We start from the raw sequence: 24,359 nt of genomic DNA on the forward strand, positions 1-24,359 counted from the left end.
CGGGCCTTTGATTTCTGTCAATATACTTTTTAGAATGCATTCTAGAAAGTATGTTGACATTTTTAATTTCTCGTCTTATAATTAGAATACGTTCTAGAACTACTTTAAAAAGCAATTTATTTCACCGCAAAAGGAGATTATGAATCATGACACTTGAAGAACGCATTCAACGCTTAGAAGACATTCACGCCTGTGAACAACTCCAATATAAATACGAATATTACCTCGACCACGGTTATCAAGGTGAAGGCATTGCCTCCTTATTTACGGCCGACGGCTTATGGGAAATCAAAGGCTGCGGCGGCACGGCCCAAGGTCATGAAGCCATCAAGGCTCATGCAGCCCGCTTAGGCAAGGCCATCCCCTGGGGCCAGCACAACATGATGGCTCCCATGGTCGAAATCAGCGGCGACGGCCAATCTGCCGAGGGCTCGTTCTGCCTGGTCTGCCTGCTGACCATGACCGATGAAAAAGGCACGGACGATGCCTACGTCTTAGTCGGCAAATATAAAAACAAATACGTCAAAGTCGACGGGAAATGGTACTTTAAGGAGTTGACCGGCATCATCGAAAAGACAGCCCCCTGGGAAAAAGGCTGGGTCAAAGAAACGATCACCCGTGAATCCTGGTAAGGAGGCATGACAAATGCATTTTAACAGTCCCATCGTGCGGCCCCCGACAGACGCCGACAGCGTCTTTATCGAAGTCACCGTCGGCTGCACCCATAACAGCTGCACCTTCTGCAATTTCTACGAAGGCTATCCCTTCCGCGTCGCTCCCTGGGAACAGATAGAAGCCGACGTCAAAGAAGCGGCGCTCCACTTCCCGAAGGCCAAGAAAATTTGGGCTTCCGGCGGCAACCCCTTCGCCTTGAGCACAGACAAGCTCTCCGATTTGGCAGCGCTCTTTCAATCTTATTTCCCGGATTGCCGCATCGCGGCCTATGCCCGTATCGACGACTTGTATCACAAGAGCGTCGACGATTTAAAGGCACTCCACGCCTTGGGATACGACAATTTGGTCATCGGCATCGAGAGCGCCGACGACGAAGTTTTGACCCATGTCAATAAAGGCTACTCCGGTGCCGACGTCCTGCGGGAATTGAAAAAGATGGATGCCTCGGGCATGACCTACCGGGTCATCTACCTCGGCGGCATTGCCGGCAAGGGCAAGGGCGAACAAGATGCGAAGATCACGGCGTCAGTCCTCAATCAGGTCCATCCGTCATACCTCTTCCTGACGACCGTCGCCTTCCTGCCCGGAACGCCCCTTTACGACGAACTCCAAAACGGAACCTTCGAAGAAGCCTCCGAAACGGAACGGCTCCGCGAGTTCCGCACCTTTATTTCCGAACTGAAAAATCCCATCACCATCGATGCCCGCGGCGCAGCCAATGCCGTGTCCTTCCTGGCCCGTCTCCCCCAGGATAAAGAACGCATCCTGGCCGAGTTGGACCGACTCATCGAAAAAATGGATACCGATACGGAAAAAGCCTTACAATATCGTCGCTCCCTTTTAAGGAGTGTATAAAGAAACAGGGCCCGGCACGAAGGCGATACACCTTCAGCCGAGGCCCTGTTTACTATGCCCTGTGATTTCACATTGACAGGCGAAAAAAATCATGTAAAGATTAAGTGACTACAAAGAAAGGGGCAATGACGATGCCAACACTAAAAGTTCCCCGCAAAGTGAGAAGCCAGCAGGTCAAGCAGAAGATTTTTGACGCGGCTCTGGCCTTAATCCAAGAAAAGGGCTATGAATACGTAACGGTCAACAACGTCTGCCAAACGGCAAAAGTTTCCGTCGGCAGTTTTTATCATCATTTCGGTAATAAAGACGAACTCTTATCCTACTACTTCGTCGCCGGCTATGAGCGCTATAAAAATGAATCTCAGCCGCCGGAATCAGACGATTTCATCGAACAAATCCTCTATATCTTCGGACTCTATGTCCGCTTCTGCCTTGACCAAGACATTCAATTCATCAAAAATTTCTACACGCCGAGCAATGCCAGCCTGTACATCACAGCTGACGACGTAAGCGACAAGACGCGCCTTCCCATCTTGGCCAAAGTCTATGAAGCCTTGGAAGAAGCCCGAAAAAAAAGCCAGCTCCCGGAACGTATCAATACGCGGGAACTGGCAGAAGATCTCTGCGTCCTGGAAAAAGGATGCATTTTTGAATATGCCCTCTCTGACGGCCGTTATCCCTTATGGGACCGCAGCCAAAAGATGCTCTGTGCCGTTTTAAAAGGGCTTGCGGCTACTGATTAAAGACGGTCAGTCACCCCTTCGGCGCCTCGATGGGGTCGTAATCGGCAGGCTTATCGACGATAGATGCTTCATCGACGGCCGACGGCGTCGGCGCAAAGCCTTGGCGGAAAAGCTTGCGAATGGCTTCGATGTAAGGCGGGACGATGGCGTCCATGAGGAGATAGCGCTTGCGGAAGAGGTTGCGTTTCTGCGACTTAATTTCGTCGTACTTACGGCGCTTTTCTTCGATGGGCAGACGGAAATACCAAGCCTCGCCGGCATCGGGGACGGCACCTTCACCGATCCAGAAGTCATTGAAATTGGTCTTCTTGGAACGATTGCCGCGCAGCAGATGGCTGTTGGTATAGAAGCCCTCGTCAGTAATGACGTACATATCGCGGATGCCCAAAGTCTGAACGAAGATGCGCATCAAATAGAGGATGAAATTCTTCGGCCGGTAGCCAAAGAGCTTCTTGGTCAGAATTTTCGTCGTTTCCAAACCATGCTTCGAGCCCTGAATAGTGCCGATATACATAGACGGCGTGCCGTCGCTGTTGTAATCGAAGCGGAAATTGAAATGATAGATCATCTGGCCTTCATGATAGAGATAAAGCGACAAGAAGCCTTCTTTTCGCTGGCCCGTATCAAAGATGAGCCGCATTTCAAGAGGCAAGGCCGAATCGTCCGACGTCCAAAGGGTATAGCCCTTCCCCCAGTAAATTTCGCGGATGACTTCATCGGAAAAGAAGGTCCGTAAAATGGTGAAATGATGCTTCAAGGCGTCGAGCCGCTGGCGCATGGTCGAGTTTTTGAACAAGAAGACCCGGGTCATGACTTCCTGAAAATCCGGATCGTGCTGCTCAAAAAAGCCTTTCATCGGCTCATAACGGTCGAAGAAATCGTATAGCTCTTCGAACAAGGCCCTATTAGAGACCGCCCTTGCAAAAAAAACGACAGCCCGCTTGTTCTCTTGAAAATTCCGAGGTCCGTATATGAGTCGCGACAAGTGCCAAAAATAGGAAATACTATGCATGAAATTCCTCCTATCAAGTACAATCCAATAGGACTATTATACGGGCAGGCCGGCGGGCTGTCAATTATTCATGTTTTAAAAGATCTTATAACCGTCTTAAGATATCCGGTGATACGTTGGATAAATCGTGAACGCCGGTAATCATCATGGCATCCATGATTTCTCGTTTCAAAGTATCGAGCAGGAGCTTAACGGCTTCCGCCTGGCCGCCGATAGCTGCGATGGCGACGGGACGACCGATGAGGACGGCATCGGCACCGAGGGCCAACATCTTAAGGACGTCTTCGCCGTGACGGACACCGCCGTCGACGAAGATCGTCAGCCGGCCTTTCACGGCCTTGGCGATTTCCGGCAGGACGTCGGCCGTACCGACCATACCATCGAGGATGCGGCCGCCGTGGTTGCTGACGACGATGCCTTTCGCGCCGGCATCGGCACAGGCAACGGCTTCTTCAGGAGACATGATGCCTTTTACGATAAAGGGCAGAGACGTCGATTTGACCAGTTCGGCAATATCGCTGGCGCTCTTCGGACCTACAGGCTGGCCAAAGATATGCATATTGATTAAGGTAGCTGCATCGATATCGCTGGCGACGGCAAAGGCATGTGCCTTTTCAGCTATTTTAATCTTTTCAATGATCTGGTCGTTGCTCCGCGGTTTGATTGTCGGAATGACCGTTTCTTCCCGTTTTTTGGAGGCTACGATTCCCGATTCAAACATGTATTCCATGCCGCCGTCACCGGTAAAGCACAGCGTACCGGCATCAAAGGCGCCTTTGGAAACGTATTCGTTATAATCCATTTCTACCGTAGCCGGATCACCGGGGACCTTGGAGTTGAGGATGACGCCGCCAACGGGAGCGACGAGGACAGGCATGCTGATTTCTTTACCGAAAATCGTAACCGCCGGATTGGGATCAACCACACTGCCCATGCTGCGCATGACCAGGCCGTATTCTGCCAAGGCTTCTACGTTGCGCAGGAAGGACTTCGCCGTCCGCAGACCGCCAAAGCCGGGAATCATCCCCTTACAGGCCTTGCCATCGCATTCGGGACAGACGTAGCAGCCCTTCATCTTTTTGCGAGCGAGTTCGCGAGCTTCTTGTAAATCCATAGAAAAAACCTCCTTAAATTTATAAAATATATAAAAAATTTAAATAAATGATAAGCAAAAATTACGATTTATGCAGTCAATCCTTACCTGCTTTATACAATCGGCTCCTATGATAGATGAGGTTCACAAATCCATCACAAGGAGCGTGTATGAGAAATGTTTTTAAAAAGTATTGTTCGTATGACGGCAGCTTTACTGTTGGCTGCCAGCCTCAGTCCCGTCGGACTGAGTGCCGTCCGCGCCGCAGACACTGCCAAAGATTACCAGCGCATCGTCGTCCTCAGCGATGTCCATTACGGCAGTAAGGAAACGAAGGACAAGGCCCTTCGGGCCCAGAAGATGGCTAACAAAGAAAAAGCCGTACAGGATATCAACTCCTGGAAAGACGTCGATCTCTGCGTCTTTACCGGCGATATGACCCAGTTGGCCGGCGGCCGGGAAGAACACCGCCTGGCTCATGAACTGACGGACAAAGTCAGCCATCCGAAAGCCTTCGTCGCCGGCAACCATGAAGTCGTCTACAGTGAAGTGCCGGAAGTCGACGGAAAGCTGCAGCCTGCCGACCCGTATGAACGGATGAGCCATATCGGCCTCTATCAGGAAAGCTACGGTCCTCTTTATTATGCCAAGGACATGGGCCATTACCTGCTGCTCTTCCTGTCGCCTGACGAAATCGAAGGCCATATCAATGCCAGCGGCAAGCCTTATGCCGTCGAACTGTCGCAGGCAGAGCTGACCTGGCTGAAAGCAGAACTGGCGGCCAACAAGAACAAGCCGACCCTGATATTCTGCCACACGCCGCTAAACGGAACGATTCTCCCGGACAACAGTGAAAACCAGGCCCGCAACTTCACGGCCCCCGTTCAGGACCTTCACGACATTTTAGTCAAGAACCCTCAGGTTCTCGTCTGGGCTTCGGGCCACACCCACACGCCGCCTACGGATCCGAGCTTCGACAATCCCATTAACTACTACGCCGGCACCCAGGTCTTGGATGTCTACAACCCGGCTTGGGAAAGCGACGAAATTTGGACCAATTCTTTCTATCTCTACCCTGACAAGATCGTCATTCGGACCTACAGCCACAAGAATCAGCAGTGGATGCCTCAATTCGACCGCACAATCGTGCTTCCGGCAGCCTTGAAAGCATCCAAACGAGCCGCTTAAGGGAGAAAGATTTTATAAGAGGCCCGAGCCGTATAATGCTGTTCCAGCATCCTCACATGAGACAAGAAAGCCGGATCGTCAAAATACTTGGCCCCATAGGGACAGGAAAGGACGCAGCGCTGACATTTGATGCAGATGCCCGTCACCTTGTCCGGCTGAGAAAAGTCGATGGATCCCATGGGACACAGGCGGGCGCAGAGGCCGCAGGATACGCATTTTTCCATATCCGTCTTGGGGACGGCCTTTAAGAATTTAGCCGGCTGTCCGTCTTCCCCCTTAGGAATATAATAAGGTGCTTCGGCATCGCCGTCAACGGTCAAGGAGCCTGTCGGACAGTCTCCCTGCTGCAGCCGCTGCGCAACCTTAAGGGCAAAGTCCGCGACGGCAGCCAGGTCATCGTCATCGGGACGGCCGGCAGCCAAGATTTCGGAAAAGGCATGGCCGGCAACAAAGGCCCCGGCACCGGCTAGGTTAAAAGCATTTTCTTTTAAGATGGCACAGAGTTCGGCCAGGGAATTGTCAAAGGAGCGGTTGCCGTAGGTCACTAAGGCGACGGCCGGCGTCCCCTTTCCGATGAGATTCTCCCGGAAGGCCGGCATAATCTTATTGGGAAGCTTTCCGGCATAGGTCGGCCCGCCGACGACGACCAATTCCCTTTCGGAAAAGACATGACGGTCCTCTCGCTCGGCCGGTAAGTCCAGCGCCATCGTCCGCAGCGGGACTTGAAGGGCCTTAGCAGCTGAGGCTGCAAAGTGACAGACGATTTGCTTCGTCTTCCCGGTGGGACTGAAATACACAGCAGAAACTTGCTCAATATTCAAAATGAATCCCTCCCAACCTGAAAACGGTAAGGTGTATACTTCCATTATATAGAAAACAGGCGCTAAAGTCACTGACTGCGCCTGTTTTCTTTTTCTTTTTTATGATACAATCATAAGCGTTCCTTGATGACAAAAGAATGAGGTGTCTTATGCAAAAGAAGATATATGCCGTACGGCAAGGCCGCCAAACGGGCCTGTTCACTTCCTGGGAAGACTGTAAAAAACAAGTCGACGCTTACCCGGGAGCACGTTATAAAAGTTTCACCGATGCGACGGAAGCCATGCGCTGGCTAAACGGCAGCGACAGTACCCCCGTCCGCAAAGGAGGTCCTTCGACGTCAAGGGCACGAACCCTTAAGCCGACCTTAGCCGAACCGGCCCTCCCTTCCGACAAGGATCAGGATTTCGTCATCTACACCGACGGCTCCTGCCTTCGCAATCCCGACGGTCCCGGCGGCTGGGCTGCCGTCGCCTGCAACGTAGCCACAGGCGAAGTGACCGAACTCTCAGACGGTCACCCGTCGACGACCAATAACCGCATGGAGCTCCAGGCCGCCATCATGGCCCTGCGCTTTGCCCCGGAAGGGACCAAAGTCGCCCTCTATACGGACAGCCAATACCTGAAAAACGGCATCACCAAATGGATGGCCAATTGGAAGCGAAGAGGCTGGACAAGAGCCGACGGCCAACCCGTCTTAAATCAGGAGCAATGGGTAGAACTCGACAAGCTCTACCATTCTCATACGGTCACCTTCCACTGGGTCAAAGGCCACGTCGGCGTCGCCCTCAATGAACGCTGCGACCAACTGGCTAAGGCCGAAGCGTCAAAGTTTCGCTGATCGCCTCAGCTTACGGCGCGGATGAGATTAAAGACCTGCTGGGCCGTCCGGGTCATGTTGCCCATGGCCGTGTCGCGGTCCATGGCTTCCTGCAGGGGCATGGCTTTGTCGACGATGGAAAAGAAGGCATCGATGCCCTGTCGATTGCACTCGCCGGCATCTTCCGTCGTGCAGCCGGCCAGGGCGATGACCTTGGCTCCATACTGTTTGGCAAGCTTAGCCACGCCGATGGGTGCCTTGCCCATGGCTGTCTGGGCATCGAGGCGGCCTTCACCGGTAATGACGTAATCGGCATCGGCCACGACGTCGGCCAACCGGATGGAATCGAGTACAATCTGGATTCCCGAACGCAGGCTGCCTTTCAGATAAGCCAGCACGGCAAAGCCCATGCCGCCGGCTGCACCGGCACCGGAAGCCTGACTGTAGTCTTCGCCTAAATAGGCCTCGGTAATGGCGGCAAAAGAGCGGCTGGCTTGGTCAAGGGATTTGACATCGGCCGGCGACGCCCCTTTCTGAGGTCCGAATACGGTAGCTGCCCCTAACGTTCCGTACAAGGGATTGGTCACATCACAGGCGACGTCGAAGGTGCATTCCTTCAAAGCCGGCAGGACCTGACTGTCGTCGACAGAGGCGATGTCACCGACGGCCAGCCCCCCGGTCCCGACGACGCGGCCGTCTTTATCGCGAAAGACGTAGCCTAAGGCCTGAAGCATGCCGACGCCGCAGTCACTGGTAGCACTGCCGCCAAGGCCGATGATGAAACGGCGGATGCCCCCTTTTATAGCCTCGGCCATGACCTGACCGACACCGTAAGTCGTCGTATAGAGAGGATTTCGCTTTTCTTCCGGGACGAGACCCAAGCCGGCAGCGCCGGCCATTTCGATGACTGCCGTTCCCGTATCGGGCAGATAGCCGTAAGCACAAGAAACAGCGTCCCCCAAGGGCCCCTGAACGACGGCATGGCGCAGTTCTCCATTCATCCCTTCGACGAGGGCTTCGACGGTCCCCTCTCCACCGTCGGCCAAGGGTTTGACGACGATTTGTACGGGCTGCGCCCCATAAGCCTTGCGGACGCCGGCTTCAACGGCTCTTCCGGCTTCGACCGACGTCAGGCTGTTTTTCAATGAATCGATAGCAATGACAACTTTCATATCCCCCACTCCTTTATACACTATGAGTTATCTACATATTTATTGTGTCTCTAGTGTAACAGAGGAGTTTTTTCATTTCTATGTTACCGATACTAAGAAACGCTGCCATTTTTCGGTTTTAGAACCATGGCAGCGTTGCAATATATAGGGTTACGGCATCGCTGAAGGAACGGGGATCGAGGCCCGTCGTCTCGGCGATCTTTTTCAGTCGGTACTGAAGGGTATTCTTATGGATAGAGAGGATTTCCGCCGTCTGCCGGATGGAAAGATTCTGCCGGTAATAGACCTGCAGCAAGTGGATTTCGCTGTCCGTCAGGCCCTTGCAGATATCCTGGCGATAGCGGCGCCGCAAAGGGGCGTTCAGACTCTGCAGTAAAAAGGCCAGCTTCATGTCGTCGGCGCGGACACAAAAGACCTGGCGGTCAGCCGCTGCCTGAAGGGCCATTTTGGCAAAACGGTATGACTCATAAATCCGGTGAAAAGGCTCTTCCGTCCCGACGCCGACGCGAAGGTTCGGATAAAATCGCCCCTTCCACAAAGAAAGTTGCTTCTCCCAACGGGGATAGATGTCCCCGGGAATGATGAGCACAAAATTATCGGGATAGATATAGGTAAAGAGCGAAATACCGAGTTCTCCGCAGGCCGTCGTCATAGCCTTGCGAAAATCGTCGCCCCGGCCGGCCCCGTCATGCCAACGAAAGACGGCTGCAACATAGGAGCCTTCCGTCAGTTCGGGCCGTTCGTCCGCCATCTGCTGCATCGTGTCCCGGTCGTGATAAATGAGGGCCATGACCTGGCGGCTGCGGTATTCCTGCTCGCTGAAGGCCTCTTCATTGAGGCCGTATTCTTTAAGGAAGACCTCACAGATTTTAGTCAGTAAAAAGCCGTACTGGCTGACGACTTCCGGTTCTCCCGTAATGCCGATGACGCAGAGGACCTGGCGGTCCATGATAATGGGATAGTTGACGCCCTTACTGACGCCGTCCTGCGGTCGATTTTCGTAAACGGTCTGAACCTGGCGCAGGCGGGCTGCCTCAGCTCCGACCTTATGATAGGTACCGATTCGCTTGGCGTCGGTACTGGCCATGATTCGGCCGTGGCGGTCGATAAAATTGATATTCCAGCCGATGACAGCCTTGGCTGAGTCGACGATTTGCTGGGCTAATTCATCGGTAATGCGTACCTTCACAGCGGTCCCCTTCTTTCGCAGTCAGACCTTACGACAGGGCTACGTCCATGGCCATCATGACCGTAAAGCCCAAGGCAAAGGACAAGACGCCGATATCGGAGTGTTCGCCGGCTGACATTTCAGGGATCAATTCTTCGACGACGACGTAGCACATAGCACCGGCTGCCAAACTGAGGAGATACGGCAGGACGGGCAGGATAAAGGCCGTAAGGGCGATGGTAACGACAGCCCCGATCGGTTCGACGATCCCCGAAAGGACGCCGCCGAGAAAGGCCTTATGGGAACCCATTCCGGCCGACTTCAAGGGCATGGAAATGATGGCCCCTTCGGGCATATTCTGGAGGGCAATCCCTAAGGACAAGGCCAAGGCACCGGCAGCGCTGATGCCGGTCTGATCGGCTAAAAGGCCGGCGTAGACGACGCCGACAGCCATCCCTTCAGGGATGTTGTGCAAAGTGACGGCCAAGACCAGCATCGTCGTCCGCTGCAAATGGCTGTGCGGCCCTTCCGCCTCTTCACTGTACATATGAAGATGCGGAACGAGTCGGTCCAAGGCTAAGAGCAGCAAGATGCCCAGCCAGAAGCCGACGACAGCCGGAACGAAGCCAAACCGCCCTAAATGGGCCGATTCTTCCATGGCCGGAATGAGAAGGCTCCAAATCGAAGCGGCAATCATGACGCCTGAGGCAAAGCCGGTCAAACCGCGCTGGACCTGGTGGTTCAATTCCCCCCTCATCGCATAGACACAAGCTGCCCCTAATGAAGTCCCGGCAAAGGGAATTAAAATGCCGAGAATGGCACTGTTCATTACACTGTCCATATCAAAACCCCTTTCTACACCTCTATTTTTACCTTTCATTCTACATACCGAAGGCCCTCCTGTCAATGAGGATAAGGCCCTGAAAAAATGGGATTAATCCTCAATTTATCGGACTTTCGGTCTCCCTGCCGTCATCGGAAACGAAGGGCCAAACAGAATCTGTCAAAAAAGGCTGCCATCTATTGTAAACAGAGGTCACAATAAACTACAGCCTTTTTTGAAACACACTATATGAAGTTGTAAAAATCCAAGTTCAGCCAATTCGCTTAATCGCTATGGACAAGGACGTGAACACTTCGCTCATAGGCGGGGAATCCCTCGTGGGAATCAATGGTTTGATGTGAGCTTGGATTTTCTGGCTATTCTTCAGGGGCTAAGGCACTTTCACCGGTAATCTTACCGGGAAGGACTAAGGACAGGGCCATGCATACTAATGCCGGCACCAGCCAGCCTAACCCGCTGTCGCCTAAGGGCAGGCCTTGAATCAAGGTTCCAGCCGCCCGGACACCAAAGAATTGGTAGGCGATGTCGATGGCAGATACCATGCCGGCCGCTGCTGCCGTGCAGCGCATGCCCAGTTTCGACAAGCTGACGAATTTATTGAGGATGGTCAGCATGACGACGACGATGGCAATGGGATAGACGAAGAGTAGCAAAGGCAGGGTAACCTGAATGATCTGATTCAGTCCCAAGTTCGCCAAGAGGAAGCTGACGACGCAGATGAGGGTGACGTACTGCTTATAGGACAGAATCGTAAATTCTTCTGCAAAGAAGGTCGAAACGGCGGCGATGAGCCCGACCGTCGTCGTAAAGCAGGTCAAGGTGACCATGACGGCCAAGAAGGCCATGCCGACGGTACCGAAGACTTGGAACGACGTCTGAGACAGGACATAAGCGCCGAGGTTGACGCCGGGGTCGGAATAGACCGACTGGGGAATGGGAAAATGGTTGCCCAAGAGGGCCAGGCCCAGGTACAAGCAGCCCATGAGAACGGCGACGGCTGCACCGGCCATCCATACACTAATGACATGTTCCCTTTCCGAAGCGAAATGGACGCGCTTCAGGGCTTCTAAGGCGATGATGCAGAAGGCAAAGGAAGCCAGTGTATCGACGGTGTTATAACCTTCGATAAAGCCGTTGCCGAAAGCCGAGGCGGCAAATTTCCCCATAGGAGCCGCATCGGACGGCGTCGTGTAGGCGATCATGCCGACGATGATGATCAGGACGATCATGATGACGAAGATCGGCGTCAATACCTTGCCGACGCGGTCAAGGAGCTTCGACGGCGTAATCGACAGCCACCAGCCGCAGGCAAAGTACAGGGCCGTAAAGATGGCCAGGGGTATCATGCCGTCACCGGTAATGGGCAGGATGCCAATGGAAAAAGACGTCGCTGCCGTTCTGGGAATGGCCATCAAAGGTCCAATGGACAAGTACATTAAGGTTAAAATAATAAGGGAAAATAAGGGCGAAATCTTACGATTCATTTCAGCTCGGAAGCCTCCGGGGTTGAAAGTCCCCATGATGACGGCGACGACGGGCATGCCGATGCCGGATAAGAGAAAACCGAGGATGGCCGGCGTGAAAGCCTGACCGGCCTGAAAGCCTAAGGACGGCGGGAAAATAAGGTTCCCGGCTCCAAAGAACATACCGAATAATAGCAATCCAACTTGTGCTCCATTTTTGAACATAAACGGGATAACTCCTTTCTGAGTAGACAATATCTCCGTCTATTTTAAAGTTTAAAGCTGGCACTGTCAATTATAAAGTATGCATCATAAGACCCTTGTTATTTCAAAATTACATTGCCAACAGCCTGGGCGACGAGAGCTTCCCCATTCGGTTCAGACTGGAGCATGTTGAGGTACATACAGGAGAGCTGAGCTTCTGCATAGTTTTTGAAGTAATTGAAAGCCGGGCCGTCGCTCATGCCGTACTGGGATGCGGCGATTTTCTTTAAGAGGGCAGACGTTTTTTGAGCGGCCGGCGAACTGAGGACCCAATCGTGGTCACCGAGGTGGACGATGTAGCCTTCCTGACGATGCGGTGCCGGGAGGCCGTCGCCCATCTTATTCAAGGCGCCGTAGGCAATGGGATCTTTCTGGGCTACGATAGCAGCGGCTTTGATCCACGATACGACGTCGGCTTCCCCTTTGGCATCGTTCGGTGCGCCATGGGCACAGGCCTGGGCGACGACTTCTTCAGCCGGGAGGCTGCGGTACATCGATTCGGCAATGGACAGGACGTGATGAGCGCCTTGACCGGCAATGGTGTATTCCTTCAAGGACGAGCCGTCGGCCTGCCACTGGAATACGAAGGGTTTCATGATATCGTGAAGGAGCTGGCCTGCCAGGGCGATGTCGGATTTGACGCTGTAGCAGAAGACTTCTTCATAGGTACGGATGATGCTTTCCGTAATGTGGACGTTGGCACTGACATGAGTCGACAAGCCGCCCGGATAAGGATGGTGGCTGCCGTAGCCGCTGCCGGGGGCCGTCATGAAGGGCTGTACCTTTCCCGAAAAGGGCGGCAGGAGATGCTGGACGTCGATTTTACTGGTATCGATCAAGCCGGCAGCAGCCAATTTAGAATAGAGCATGCTGATCGACGAAGCCGACGTATATTGCTGCATGAACATCGGCGTCGGATGCTGGATCATGGTCGTGACCGTATCGCGGAGCCAGCCGTCTTTGAGCTGACGAGCCTGTTCCAGAATATAGGAATAATTGCGGGTAACTAATTTAGATGCTTTGGCACAGACTTCAGCGTCTTTCGGCAGCTGGCTGACGGATACCGGCGTCAGTTCCTGTTTGGAAAGGCTCGATCCACCGGCTTTCGCCAAGGAAAGGTCGGGCATAGAGAATAAGGCCGCACCGACAGCCGTTCCTGCAGCCATCTTCAAAAATGTCCGTCGTGAAAAATTATGTTGTTCCATTGTAATCCCTCCTAAAGTAAAAAACTAGTGACAGTATAAGTCAATTTTGTATAAAAAATGTATATGCTGAGAAAAGATAAAGAAAAAATAAATAAGGAGGGATAATTTTACACAAAAGCAATTCTTTCTTTACGCAAAGCCCACATCTTCTGCCTATACTGATAAAAAAAGCAAGGAGGTTTTTCTCATGTTTGGTTTAGGTGTTCCTGAATTAGTCCTTATCTTAGTCATCGGTTTAGTCATCTTCGGGCCGGGCAAACTGCCCAGCATCGGCAATGCCCTCGGCAAGAGCCTGAAAGAATTTAAAGAAGCCGTCCACGAACCGGCCGCTGCCAAAGAAGACATCAAAGAAACGGTTTCTGAAGCCGTATCGCCGGCATCGACTGAAAATCATGGAAAGTAGAGAAGCGGTCATGCCCCTCACGGGGCATCTGTCGGAACTGCGCCGCCGACTGATCATTTCCATCGCCATGCTGGCAGTCGGCATGATGGTCAGCAACTTCTGGCTCGATGAGATCATGGCCTTTCTGACAGCGCCGGCAGGAAAGCTGTATTTCATGAAACCGGCCGAGGCCTTTTTCATCTATTTCAAAGTCATGCTGACAGCCGGCGCCATCATCACAGCGCCGGTTCTTTTTTACGAATTTTGGGCCTTCTTGGTCCCGGCCTTCACAACCCATGAAAAGCGGCTCCTCTTCTTATTGGTGCCGACGTCGCTGTTCCTCTTCATGGCGGGCATCGCCTTTTCGTGGTTCATCGTCCTTCCCCAGGGTCTCCAGTTCTTCCTCAACTTTTCGTCAGAAACGGTCCAGCCCCTGCTCTCCATGGAAAGCTACCTGAATTTCGTCTTCATGCTGGTCCTGCCCTTCGGCCTCATCTTCAACCTGCCCTTGGTGCTCATCGTCTTGGCAAAACTCGGCTTCATCTCGTCGGACATGCTGGCCAAAAAGCGAAAATACATCGTCCTCCTGTCCTTTGTCGCCGCAGCCGTCATCACACCGACGACGGACATCCTGTCCCAGTGCCTGTTGGCCATGCCCATGATCGTCCTCTTAGAAATAAGCCGGCTCATCATCAAATTCGGCCTTCGCGCCTGACAAAGAATTTTCCCTTCGGACTGCCCTCCTGCGGCAGTCCCTTTTTTATGCTATACTAAAGACGAACGTCCTACGGACGAATCCATATAAAAGAGGAATACCTATGGAAAAACACTTTGACATCAACGAAGAAGGCTACAGCGTCCGCTGCCGCCTCTTTCTCCATGACAGCGCCAAAAACAAGCGCACCTTCGACAACGTTGCCATCGTCACCCACGGTTTCGGCAGCAGTAAAGACACGGCCGGCACGGCCCACTTTGCAGAACAACTGACGTCGAAATATAAAGACTACGCCGTCATCGCCTTCGACTGGCCCTGCCACGGCGAAGACGCCCGCAAAAAACTGGCCGTCCCCGAATGCATGACTTATTTGACCTTAGTGACGGACTACGCTAAAAATACGCTGGGCGCCAAATTCCTGTACAATTATTCCACCAGCTTCGGTGCCTACCTCACCCTGCGCTACATCCTTGAAGTGGGCGACCCTTTCCGGAAAATCGCCCTGCGCAGCCCCGGCGTCAATATGTATGAAAGCATGAGCAACCATATCGCCGAAGAAGGCTTTACCAAGCTCAAAAAAGGCAAGGAAATCCAAGTCGGATTTGAACGCAAAATGAAAATCGACCAGGCCTTTATGGATGATTTGAAGAGCTTCGACGTCAACGACCACGAATATTTCGACGTCGCCGACGACATCCTCATCATCCACGGGACGAAGGACGAAATGATTCCCATTGCCTTATCCCGGCAATTTGCCGAAAACAACGTCATCGAATTCTATCCCGTCGAAGATGCCAACCACCCCTTCCAAAATCCCAATCACATGGCCCTGGCCATCCATAAGATCATCGAATTCTTCCGACCCGAAGGCTGATATGCCCTTGGCGTAAAAAATCCCTGTCACGCAACTGTGATGTGCCCCCAAAAAGTTAGATTTTAGGTCCAACTTTAGGGGGTCGGTTCACTGCCGTGACAGGGATTTTTATATATAAAATTCTAGTTAGAAAGAGCCGCCGCGGCCGCCATGACCGCCTCCGCCTCCTCCCAAATTGAAGCTTCCCGGCCCGCTGTCATCGTCATTACGACGGCGAGGTTTGGGAATGCGCTGTACCGTAAGGAATAAAAAGGTATCGGTCTGTTCAGACAACTGGAAGCTGTGCGAATCGAAGTAGGTATCGGCAGCAGCTGCACGGCGGACGTTGCTCATCCGCAGGATGAGGTAACTGCGGAAGATCATGCCGACCAGGAGAGCCAGCACAGATGCCGTCGCTAAATGCAGCCATTGAAAGGCATCGTCCGGATTATAGGCCTTCCCCTGGTCATTATAGTAGGCCAGCAGTTGGCCCGACGAATGGCCATATTCCTCAAAGGCCTCCATATAATTGCCCTTCTTCAGGAGCGGCAAAACAGCCTCTTCGATATGCTTGAGCCCGTCCCTATCGGTGATTTTATCACGCATGGTCCGATCCGTGGCGATATACCACTGGCGCTCATCCATGGCTACCAGGAAGACCATATTGCCGTTTTTCCCGTCGCCGAACTGCTCGTCGAGGACCCTGTCGGCGTAGTCACCGACCTTCATGCCGTGAGTAGAACGGACGATGTAGACGGCCAGGCGCACACCATAAGTAAAGTTGACGTTCTTCAGATCCTTGTCCAACTGGCTTTTCTGGGCTTTCGTAAGAACACCGGCTTGGTCGACGACATTAGGAGTACCGGCCGCCAAGGCCGTCCCCATAAGGATCAAGCAGGCCGCCGCTGTAAGGATCGTCCGAATGATAGTTTTCAGCACAAGACTCTCCCCCTTTATAACGGCCACGGCGTATTCCCGATAGATTGGACAATCAGATAGAATACGGGCAGCGTAACCAGGGCGGCGATAATACAGGCCCAATAGGATTTCACCTTATCATAAGGCAGGGTACCGACGAAGCGGCCGGTCTGGCCGTTCATCATAAAGGTATAGGGCTTGTCTTGATAGCGCGTCGTCAAGATCCATACCGGCGCCATGGCGTATTCTACGGAATCTTCATCTTTATGGACGAAGCCCCCTTCCATGGAGCGGCGCTGGTGATTGACGACGGTATTGCCGAGGAGGGCAAAGGAACTTTTCTCCAAGCGGGAATCGGCCCGAGGCACGGCAGCCTCGGCATCGACGTCGTACTTATCGGCTAAGTAGCCGGCAAAATAAGCGGCATTAAAAGGAACCATCTCGCTGTAATCGAAGGGTTCGATACTTTCCATATAGACGTCATTGATTTTCTTGCTGCCGTCGACGGGAATCCGATTGAATACCAACTGGCCCGTCCGATTGCACTGGTAGACCCGGGTTTCGACGATGCGTTCATCTTCCGTCTCAAGGTAGGAATCGTCTTCAGCCCGAAAAGACGCCGACGCCGTGACTTTGGCATTGAACAGCCAAAAAGGAACGTACATGGGCTGGACGTCTTCGATGCGGTTGTCCGCCGTAAAGGCCTTGGGAAGGAGCCAGTGCCCTTTATAAAACCGTTTTAAAGCCGCGACGGCCTCGTCCTTCGTCTTTTTAAAGGGAATGATGAAATCAGGCCGCAGCATGCCGGCGAAACGGCTGGGAATGAGGGTCGCATTGCCGCAGTAACAGCATTCCGTAGCCATCGTATTGTCGTCGCAGACGATTTCAGCCCCGCAGGACGAGCAAGTATAGGTCTTCAGCCTGGCTGCTTCCTCGTCGCTCCACTCATTGCCGGCCTTTTCGGTCTGCCACTTGGCCTGCCGGGCCGCATCAGCTTCGGCTGCCAACTGTTCCTTTTTGGCATAAATCGACTCCAATACGGCAACGTCGAACTTAGTGCCGCAGTAATCGCAGGTAACGGTCTGCGCTTCCGGTTTAAACTGAATCGGTGCCCCGCAGTGGGGACATTTATAACTGACTGACGTATCCGCCATGGGAATCACCTCATTCTTCCGGCTTTTTAGTACCGCAGTTCATGCAGAATTTTCCCGTATTCCCTTGTTGGCCGCAGGACGGGCAGTTCCATTCAGTCGAAGCCGCCGGTTTGGGCTTACCGCAGTTGGTGCAGAACTTCCCTTCGTTGCCGCTGTGGCCGCAAGACGGGCAGGTCCAAGAAGTCGGTTCCGGTTTCGGCTTCCCGCAGTTCATGCAGAATTTTCCCGTATTCCCCTGCTGGCCGCAGGAGCAGGTCCAACCGGCTTCCGACGCTGCCGGAGCTGCCGGCTGTGCTGTCGGGGCCTGAGCCTGTTGGCGGGCAGCCAATTCCTGGGCCAGACCGGCTCCGGCCTGACCGGCCATATTCATGCCCATGTAGCCCATGGCAGCCCCCATGGCGCCTTCGTTTCCGGCCGCCGTTCTCATGGAATCGGCCGTAGCATCGACCAGGGTTCCCAAACCGATGTCGGGACGGCCCATGGTCATGCCCATCTGGGCTTTCTGGATCTTTTCTTCATCTTCTTCGTTGGCCTTGACACTGTTCATCCCCATGGACACGATTTCAATGCCTCGCAAATCGCGCCATTTCGGCGATAAGACGTCATTGAGGGCCTGCGTCAGTTCTTCCGTATGGCCCGGGATCTGCGAGTAGTCGATGCGCAGGGCCGACAGTTTGGCAAAGGCCGGCTGAAGGGCCGTGAGCAGTTCCGACTTCAGTTGGCTGTCGAGGCGGCTCCGATCGTAAAAATCAGCTTCGTTGCCGGCGACGTTGGTATAGAACAAGATGGGGTTTACCATGCGGTAGCTGTATTCGCCAAAACAGCGCAGGCGCACGAGGAGCGCCAATCCCGTCGTATCGTCATAGGTCTTAAAAGGCACTTCACTGGGCGTACCGTACTTATTGCCGATAATTTCCTTTAAGTTAAAGTAGTAGACCCGCTGGTCCTTTCCGGCATCGCCGCCAAAGGCAAAGCGATCCTTCATCTGCGACAGGAGCTGGTGCAGCATTTCCCCTAAATCGCCGGCATAGTCCCCTGAAAAAATGGACGGTTCCGTCGATTTGTCGTAAGTATACTCGCCCGATTCAGCACAGACTTCGACGACCTTCCCCGATTCGACGATCATCATGCACTGGCCGTCGTTGACGGCGATGCGCGAGCCGTTGGAAATGATGTTGTCTTCGCCCGACGTGTTGCTGCTGCGGCCAAACCGGCTGATCCGCTTTTGGCCTTTTGCCATCAAGATTGTTTCGTTCAGGCTGTCACAGTAAAAAAACTCTTTCCACTGGTCGCCCAAGACACCGCCTGCGGCACCGATAGCCGCCTTAATTAAGCCCATAAAAAATACCTCCTAATGTATGTGATATTATTTTAAACTCCCTTTATGCTTCATCCAGCGGCGGCTGCCGAAGAGCAGGACCGCTAAGAGACAGACCATAAGACAGACGGCAATTAAGCTGTGCGGATCAAAATGAATGAGATCGTATCCCAGCCAGACTTCCATACAGACGGCGAGGATTTTCCCGGCCATGGTAGCTGCGCCGTGTTCGGCAAAGCTGATGCGGCTCAGGGCACTGAATGCCGTGACGACAAAGTTGGGCGAATAAGGAATTGCCCGAAAGAAAAAGACCAGTTTACAGTCAATCTTACCGTTGAGCTGCGACAGCCAGCGGCTCTTATCGACCAAGGTCTGGGCCTTATGCCGAAAGACGTAGCGCATGATGACGAAGGCCAGCACATTGCCGATGACCTGCCCGGCCCAGGAGATGATAATCCCCGGTACGAGGCCGAAGAGGATGCCGTTGACGGTAACGAACTGGACCGACGGTAAGCCGGTCATATTGGTCAGAACGATGAGCAGGATCATGATGAACACAGCGACGCTGCCGAAGGATGAAATATAGTCGGTCAGGCCGGGAATATCATGCTGGACAGTCAGCTGCCACAGGGTGCTGTAAAAAGACGGAATGAACCAGTGAATGGCCAGACAGATGGCGACTAACAGCACCAAGGTCAAAGGCTTCATCAAATTGGCAATCATCGTTCGATTCATAGAATGTCCCACTTCCCATAATTAGATTCTCTATTACTTTCATTTTATAGCAAACCCGGTAAAGGCACAAGAACAAACCAACATTTCTCGGCAGTAATCTCCCTGCAAAATAGGCTACGAAAAAACGGCCGCCCTTGCCCCCTTTCAAGGGTAGAGAACCAGGCGGACATCCATATCGCGGTGCTGCAAAAAAGACTGGACAGACTCTTTGGCAACGGCCAGGGCCGCTTCCCTGGGATAGCCGAAGATGCCCGCCGAAATGAGGGGAAAGGCGATGGACTGACAGCCCGCATCCGCCGCCAGCCGTAAAGCCGTTTCATAACAACCGGCTAAGAGTTCCCCCTCGCCCTGCTCCCCACCCTGCCAGACGGGACCGACGGTATGGATGATGTACCGGGCTTTCAGGCCGTAACTTCCCGTTAAGACCGACTGCCCCGTCGGACAAGGGGCTTTGGATGAACATTCCGCCTGCAGCTCCCCGGCACGGGCCCCGACGGCCCGGAAAATGGCCCCGCAGACACCGCTTCCGGCCAAAAGCTGCGAATTGGCAGCATTGACGATAGCATCGGTCTCCATGGTGACGATATCGCCGTGAACGATTGAAAAAGCCATTAAAATCACACCTTTCAAAAAAACTCAACCGAATCGTACAGAGATTCGCCTAAAACAAAGAGGACTGCCGCTCAAACGGCAGTCCTCTTTCATACCTGCTTCGGCCGTCGAGCTGTCAAAGCGATGTTTACGATCAAACGGTACGGACTAACAATCTTCGTCCCAAGCGTTGATGACGACCGGTTCCGTTTCCAGCAGCGCCGCTTGCTGAGGGCTGAAGTGGCGTCTGTCGATGACGGCTTCATAGACGTATTCCTTGAAATATTTTTCGGAGCAGACGAAATAGCCTTTATCGCCGACGTCTTTGCCCCAGGAATTTTCGATTTTCCAGCGGTCAGGCCGACCGTCGCCGTCGAAGTGGACGCCGGTGAGCAGCATGGCGTGCGTCGCTGAACTGCTGCCGTACTGCAGGCGTTCCCCTTTCGGCATGTCCGTCGAAAAACCGCCCAGCAAGGCTTCGTACTGAACGCTGTCCGGGTCCCAGACACCGTCTTTGCGAGCGCCAAAGGCGCCGGCATCGCAGGCAAACCACACAGCCTGTCCGGCTTTAAGCTGGGTGACGCACAAATCTTCCAGTTCTTCCTGCGACAGGTGGAGGGCTTCCATATCGGAATCGGCCATATTTTCAATGCCGTGGAAGCGAATGAGGCGATGGAGGGGCTTATCCGGCGTCGGTTCGTGGATGACCGGCACATAGTCACGAAGGGAGATGCCGACGTACGTTTGGTAAAATTCCTGAGGCGTCAGATTCCGTTCTTCGTGATAGACCTTGTCCTTGTCGCGATAGGCAAAGTCAAAGGTTTGTACGGGCTCGCCAAAGGCGATGCATTCGGCCTTATAAATTTCAGCCAGCATCTCCTGTTTGCGTCCATAAGGATCTTTTCCGGCCAGGACCAATTCCCGCAGCTCCCTGGCGTCTTTTCGCAGGAGACGGTTCATCATGGTCACGAAGCAGTCGGTGTGATCGGACTGGTACGATTCGGGCTGGACCTGTTTGGGAACGACACCGTATTTTTCGATGAGGTCCACGGCTTCCGTCCAGTAGCCGCCGTCAGTCATGCCGCGCAGGACATACTGCATGGCCTGTCCTTTAATCGGTTCATGGGCATTTTCAATGACCATTTCCAAGAAGTTGTTGGCCTTTTCTAGTTTATCATAAAAAGACAGGTAATTCTGCGACAGTTCAAATTCATCCAAACGGCAGGTTTCAGCCACCTTTTCCCGCAGGATATTGAGGGCCGCAAAGAGCCAGCAGCGGCCCGATCGCTGTTGAGCCGTAATCCCCCGGGTCAAAACTTCGACGGAAAAGGCTCCTTTTAATTTCGCTCCCGCTGTGGGGACATAGGCCAGGTCTGCCATATCGGTCTTAGCCAGGGCCGACTGGAGGACCTGAGCCTCTTTATTCGAAGCATAGGATTGACGAAATCCTTGTAATACATCTTTCGTAATGTCTTTCATAGCCTGCCTCCTACTTCTTCAAGGTATAAGCCCGTTTGGCGATTTCAACGACCGTTTCGCAGGCTTTTACCAAAGACTCAATGGGCAGGTATTCGAAACGGCCGTGGAAGTTGGCACCGCCCGTAAAGAGATTGGGGCACGGCAGGCCGCGGAAAGAGAGTTGAGCCCCGTCAGTACCGCCCCGGATGGGAGCCACTTCCGGCGTGACGCCGACGGCTTCCATGGCCGTCTTAGCCAGGTCGACGACATCCATATGGCCGTCTTCGATTTTTTCCAACATGTTATAGTAGACGTCCCGTTCACCGAGGTCGACCGTCCCTTGGCCGTACTTGTCGGTAAAGAGCGCTGCCATCTGCCGCAAGAAGGCCTTGCGCTGTTCAAAGCGCGTCCGATCGTGGTCGCGGATGAGGATGTGCATCGTGCACGTTTCGACGTCGCCGTTCAGTTTATAGACGTGGAAGAAGCCTTCGTGACCTTCGGTGTATTCCGGTTTTTCCCCGGCAGGCAGGAGTTGCTGCCATTCGGCGGCCATGGTCAGGGCGTTTTTCATCTTGCCCTTGGCATCGCCGGTATGGACGCTGCGGCCATGGAAGGTAATGGTCCAATTAGCAGCGTTGAAGTTTTCATATTCAAGGCCGCCCAGTTCGCCGCCGTCGACGGTGTAGGCAAAGTGGGCGCCGAATTTTTCGACGTCGAACAAGGCCGCACTGCGCCCCGTTTCTTCGTCCGGCGTAAAGCCGATGCGAATCTTGCCGTGCTTGATGTCGGGATGCTGCAGAAGGTATTCGACAGCGCTGACGATGGATGTGACGCCGGCCTTGTCATCGGCGCCGAGGAGGGTCGTGCCGTCGGTGAACAAGATGTCCTGGCCCTTATACTTCAGGATTTCCGGAAAGGATTCCGTCGAAAAGACGATGCCCTTTTCTTCATTCAAGACGATATCCTTGCCGTCATAATTGTCTTTGCGGACGACTTTGATGTCCTTCCCAGAGGCATCGGGGCTGGTATCGACGTGGGAGAGGAAGCCGACGACAGGGCCGTCGACGCCGTTGGCCGGCAGGGTAGCCATGACGTAGCCGTGTTCGTCAATAGAAACGTCCTCCAGGCCGAGGCCTTTCAATTCTTCGGCTAAGGCTTTTGAAAAGACGAGCTGGCCCGGCGTACTCGGGCAAACGGCGTCGTTTTCTTCATCAGACTGGGTGTCGAACGAAACGTATTTCAAAAAACGATTGATCAATGCATCACGATGGAGCATATTAACACTTCCTTTTCTATAACTATGCTTTATATTATAGCAAAAAAGAAGGATCGCTGCATTAAGGCCCTGTCAGCCTGTAGGCGCAATCCTTCTTTCCATCGGTCCTGCCATAAATTATAATACTTTGACTTGCTGATTCTTTTCGCCGAACTGTTCCATCAAGAGATGTTTAATCGTTTCCCGATCGGTCCCCTTTTCTTCTTCCTGCTTGATCAGTTTATAGGCTCCAAATAAGGGCGACGGGCCGATTTCAGAGCTGAAGAAGCCGATGCCCTGGTTCCAGGCGATGAGCTCGAAGACGTCGTCTAAGGCCCGGGAATCGATGCCGTGGATGTATGCTTTGACCAGTTCCCGTACGGCCTGACGACGGCGGCCGGCGCCGACGGCATTGGCCAGGGACAGCATGAGGCGCATTTCATAGGACAAGTAATGCCGTTCGTCGTTCCACGTTTCATCCCAGAATTCGACGGCAATGCGGCCCAGATTCTTATCGATGATGGGGAAATTCAAGAGGGCTGCCGGGCCGAAGGGCTTCTTCCCCGACGGTGCCTTGGCTTCACGGCGGTAGAACCAGATGTGATATTCATGGGGCTGTACTTCTTCGACATGGTATTCAAAGCCCCGGTCGGTCATGGCTTCATAGAGGGGATAGGGTTCAAAACTCTGAATCAGATGGAGTCCGCTCCCGGCTTCAACTTGGTCGGCCTGTTTAAAGAGGCCCTGGGAAAAATTGCCCTTGGCCTGACGCAGATCGATGACCTTAAACTGTTCTTTTTTATCTTTCCATTCGTTATACATAGGAATACCTCCTGACGTAATCTTTCAGATAGTTCATAAGCTCTCGCTTGATGATCTTATCCTACCAGATTTTTCTCAGGAGGTACGTTGCTTTTCTAACACTTTTTGATTTTTATTTTCAGAAACAGATTTCCTGTCGGAGCGAGCTGACCTGAGCGGATGAAAACAGACTTGCGCTCAAGCTTCCCCGGATTCCATCAGACCGGCTCGGCTCTTGGCCCTTGCCAAGTCGTCCCTCATCCATGTCAGCCAGTGAATATCCTTACTCAGCCGATACTGCAGGAGGTACCCTTCGTAAGCGGTCAGCAGCAACCGCGAGGCCTTTTCTGCTTCGTCCTCCGGAATCCCCGACTGACGAAGAACTTTTTGAAATAAGACCCGTATCTTTTCCAGCCCCTGCAAAAAAGCCGCGGCCAAATCCGGTTCGATAAAGGCGATTTCCATGCCCAGCACTGAAAAGGGACAGCCATAAAAACGGCCGCCTTCGGCCTCCTCTATCATAGTCGCTGACACCTTTCGTATAAAAGGTTCCCAAGCCCCTTCCCGGTCGGCGATGTCTTCCATCATGCCCAAGACCCGGTTCTCATAAAATTCCGCAGCTGCAAAACCGACGTCTTTTTTACGCTTGAAATAAAAATAGAACGAGCCCTTGGTCACACCGGCGGCCGTCAAAATATCCTGGACACCGGTTGCCACATAGCCCTTTTCCCAAAACAGGCCGGCAGCTCGGCAGATAATCTTTTCCTTCGTTTCTTCACCTTTCGTCATAACGCGTCCCTCCTTTGCTACTATACAAAAAATAGAGCGGGAATGCAATACAGGTATTGACAAAATAAA

Annotated in this window: 25 protein-coding genes; 8 read left to right on the forward strand and 17 right to left on the reverse strand. The window is 53.1% G+C overall.

The features are described from left to right. The first annotated feature begins 146 nt into the window (after positions 1–146). The 3 genes from QZQ46_RS07085 to QZQ46_RS07095 all read left to right on the forward strand — a co-directional run bounded on the left by QZQ46_RS07085 (position 147) and on the right by QZQ46_RS07095 (position 2,273). Positions 147–632: a nuclear transport factor 2 family protein gene (locus QZQ46_RS07085; protein ID WP_296828335.1), complete on the forward strand. Its 486-nt coding sequence runs from the start codon at positions 147–149 to the stop codon at positions 630–632. Between the two features lie 13 nt (positions 633–645). Beyond that, positions 646–1,530 (forward strand): radical SAM protein, encoded by an 885-nt coding sequence (locus QZQ46_RS07090; protein WP_296828337.1) that lies wholly within the window; start codon positions 646–648, stop codon positions 1,528–1,530. A 131-nt stretch (positions 1,531–1,661) separates the two neighbouring features. Further along, entirely contained in the window at positions 1,662–2,273 is a 612-nt protein-coding gene (locus QZQ46_RS07095) for a TetR/AcrR family transcriptional regulator (protein WP_296828339.1), read from the forward strand. A 10-nt stretch (positions 2,274–2,283) separates the two neighbouring features. Here QZQ46_RS07095 and QZQ46_RS07100 read toward each other — a convergent pair whose 3' ends face one another. Both QZQ46_RS07100 and QZQ46_RS07105 read right to left on the reverse strand, forming a co-directional pair. Next, on the reverse strand, positions 2,284–3,285 hold the full coding sequence (locus tag QZQ46_RS07100) for a VirK/YbjX family protein (protein ID WP_296828341.1): 1,002 nt from the start codon (positions 3,283–3,285) through the stop codon (positions 2,284–2,286). Between the two features lie 85 nt (positions 3,286–3,370). Further along, positions 3,371–4,399: an alpha-hydroxy-acid oxidizing protein gene (locus tag QZQ46_RS07105; RefSeq protein ID WP_296828342.1), complete on the reverse strand. Its 1,029-nt coding sequence runs from the start codon at positions 4,397–4,399 to the stop codon at positions 3,371–3,373. 156 nt (positions 4,400–4,555) lie between these two features. On the opposite strand from QZQ46_RS07105, the gene QZQ46_RS07110 reads away from it, so the two are divergent. Next, positions 4,556–5,566 carry a metallophosphoesterase gene (locus QZQ46_RS07110; protein ID WP_296828344.1) on the forward strand — a complete coding sequence of 337 codons (1,011 nt, stop codon included), beginning with the start codon at positions 4,556–4,558 and terminating at the stop codon, positions 5,564–5,566. Here the strand turns inward: QZQ46_RS07110 and QZQ46_RS07115 are convergent. After that, positions 5,563–6,387: a 4Fe-4S binding protein gene (locus QZQ46_RS07115; RefSeq protein ID WP_296828346.1), complete on the reverse strand. Its 825-nt coding sequence runs from the start codon at positions 6,385–6,387 to the stop codon at positions 5,563–5,565. The two genes, QZQ46_RS07110 and QZQ46_RS07115, sit on opposite strands and share 4 nt — an antisense overlap. Before the next feature lie 149 nt (positions 6,388–6,536). Here QZQ46_RS07115 and rnhA point away from each other — a divergent pair, with 149 nt between their 5' ends. After that, positions 6,537–7,226: a ribonuclease HI gene (rnhA, locus tag QZQ46_RS07120; protein ID WP_296828348.1), complete on the forward strand. Its 690-nt coding sequence runs from the start codon at positions 6,537–6,539 to the stop codon at positions 7,224–7,226. A 5-nt stretch (positions 7,227–7,231) separates the two neighbouring features. Here rnhA and QZQ46_RS07125 read toward each other — a convergent pair whose 3' ends face one another. The 5 genes from QZQ46_RS07125 to QZQ46_RS07145 form a co-directional block, all read right to left on the reverse strand. Next, positions 7,232–8,377, reverse strand: a complete 1,146-nt coding sequence (locus tag QZQ46_RS07125; RefSeq protein WP_296828350.1) for a glycerate kinase — start codon at positions 8,375–8,377, stop codon at positions 7,232–7,234. A gap of 118 nt (positions 8,378–8,495) precedes the next feature. Beyond that, positions 8,496–9,566, reverse strand: coding sequence for a sugar diacid recognition domain-containing protein (locus QZQ46_RS07130; protein WP_296828352.1), 1,071 nt, complete (start codon positions 9,564–9,566; stop codon positions 8,496–8,498). Between the two features lie 28 nt (positions 9,567–9,594). Beyond that, complete coding sequence (locus QZQ46_RS07135; protein WP_296828354.1) at positions 9,595–10,386, reverse strand: ZIP family metal transporter; 792 nt, start codon at positions 10,384–10,386, stop codon at positions 9,595–9,597. Between the two features lie 359 nt (positions 10,387–10,745). Continuing rightward, a complete protein-coding gene (brnQ, locus tag QZQ46_RS07140) occupies positions 10,746–12,077 on the reverse strand; it encodes a branched-chain amino acid transport system II carrier protein (RefSeq protein WP_296828356.1) in 1,332 nt (443 codons plus the stop codon). Positions 12,078–12,175: 98 nt separating this feature from the next. Next, the gene (locus QZQ46_RS07145) at positions 12,176–13,321 is read right to left on the reverse strand and encodes a twin-arginine translocation signal domain-containing protein (RefSeq protein ID WP_296828358.1); all 1,146 of its coding nucleotides are present in this window, start codon (positions 13,319–13,321) and stop codon (positions 12,176–12,178) included. Positions 13,322–13,508: 187 nt separating this feature from the next. On the opposite strand from QZQ46_RS07145, the gene tatA reads away from it, so the two are divergent. The 3 genes from tatA (at position 13,509) to QZQ46_RS07160 (ending at position 15,292) form a co-directional block, all read left to right on the forward strand. Further along, on the forward strand, positions 13,509–13,724 hold the full coding sequence (tatA, locus tag QZQ46_RS07150; protein ID WP_044503511.1) for a twin-arginine translocase TatA/TatE family subunit: 216 nt from the start codon (positions 13,509–13,511) through the stop codon (positions 13,722–13,724). Continuing rightward, complete coding sequence (gene tatC, locus QZQ46_RS07155; RefSeq protein ID WP_296828360.1) at positions 13,714–14,418, forward strand: twin-arginine translocase subunit TatC; 705 nt, start codon at positions 13,714–13,716, stop codon at positions 14,416–14,418. Before tatA ends, tatC begins: the two co-directional genes overlap by 11 nt. Before the next feature lie 103 nt (positions 14,419–14,521). Next, positions 14,522–15,292, forward strand: coding sequence for an alpha/beta hydrolase (locus tag QZQ46_RS07160; protein WP_296828362.1), 771 nt, complete (start codon positions 14,522–14,524; stop codon positions 15,290–15,292). Between the two features lie 126 nt (positions 15,293–15,418). Here QZQ46_RS07160 and QZQ46_RS07165 read toward each other — a convergent pair whose 3' ends face one another. The 9 genes from QZQ46_RS07165 to QZQ46_RS07205 form a co-directional block, all read right to left on the reverse strand. Beyond that, complete coding sequence (locus QZQ46_RS07165) at positions 15,419–16,210, reverse strand: YgcG family protein (protein ID WP_296828364.1); 792 nt, start codon at positions 16,208–16,210, stop codon at positions 15,419–15,421. 14 nt (positions 16,211–16,224) lie between these two features. After that, positions 16,225–17,343 (reverse strand): hypothetical protein, encoded by a 1,119-nt coding sequence (locus QZQ46_RS07170; RefSeq protein ID WP_296828366.1) that lies wholly within the window; start codon positions 17,341–17,343, stop codon positions 16,225–16,227. A gap of 10 nt (positions 17,344–17,353) precedes the next feature. Beyond that, positions 17,354–18,682 (reverse strand): SPFH domain-containing protein, encoded by a 1,329-nt coding sequence (locus QZQ46_RS07175; RefSeq protein ID WP_296828368.1) that lies wholly within the window; start codon positions 18,680–18,682, stop codon positions 17,354–17,356. A 27-nt stretch (positions 18,683–18,709) separates the two neighbouring features. Next, positions 18,710–19,396, reverse strand: a complete 687-nt coding sequence (locus QZQ46_RS07180; protein ID WP_296828370.1) for a TVP38/TMEM64 family protein — start codon at positions 19,394–19,396, stop codon at positions 18,710–18,712. Positions 19,397–19,540: 144 nt separating this feature from the next. Then, complete coding sequence (locus QZQ46_RS07185) at positions 19,541–20,008, reverse strand: macro domain-containing protein (RefSeq protein WP_296828372.1); 468 nt, start codon at positions 20,006–20,008, stop codon at positions 19,541–19,543. A gap of 147 nt (positions 20,009–20,155) precedes the next feature. Beyond that, positions 20,156–21,466: an aminopeptidase C gene (locus QZQ46_RS07190; RefSeq protein WP_296828375.1), complete on the reverse strand. Its 1,311-nt coding sequence runs from the start codon at positions 21,464–21,466 to the stop codon at positions 20,156–20,158. Between the two features lie 10 nt (positions 21,467–21,476). Beyond that, positions 21,477–22,721: a peptidase T gene (pepT, locus tag QZQ46_RS07195; RefSeq protein ID WP_296828377.1), complete on the reverse strand. Its 1,245-nt coding sequence runs from the start codon at positions 22,719–22,721 to the stop codon at positions 21,477–21,479. A 117-nt stretch (positions 22,722–22,838) separates the two neighbouring features. Further along, positions 22,839–23,522, reverse strand: coding sequence for a DUF2249 domain-containing protein (locus QZQ46_RS07200; RefSeq protein WP_296828379.1), 684 nt, complete (start codon positions 23,520–23,522; stop codon positions 22,839–22,841). A 177-nt stretch (positions 23,523–23,699) separates the two neighbouring features. After that, positions 23,700–24,290, reverse strand: a complete 591-nt coding sequence (locus tag QZQ46_RS07205; protein WP_296828381.1) for a TetR/AcrR family transcriptional regulator — start codon at positions 24,288–24,290, stop codon at positions 23,700–23,702. Between the last annotated feature and the right edge of the window lie 69 nt (positions 24,291–24,359).

The sequence above is a fragment of the uncultured Megasphaera sp. genome (assembly GCF_900539295.1).
GTDB lineage: Bacteria > Bacillota > Negativicutes > Veillonellales > Megasphaeraceae > Megasphaera.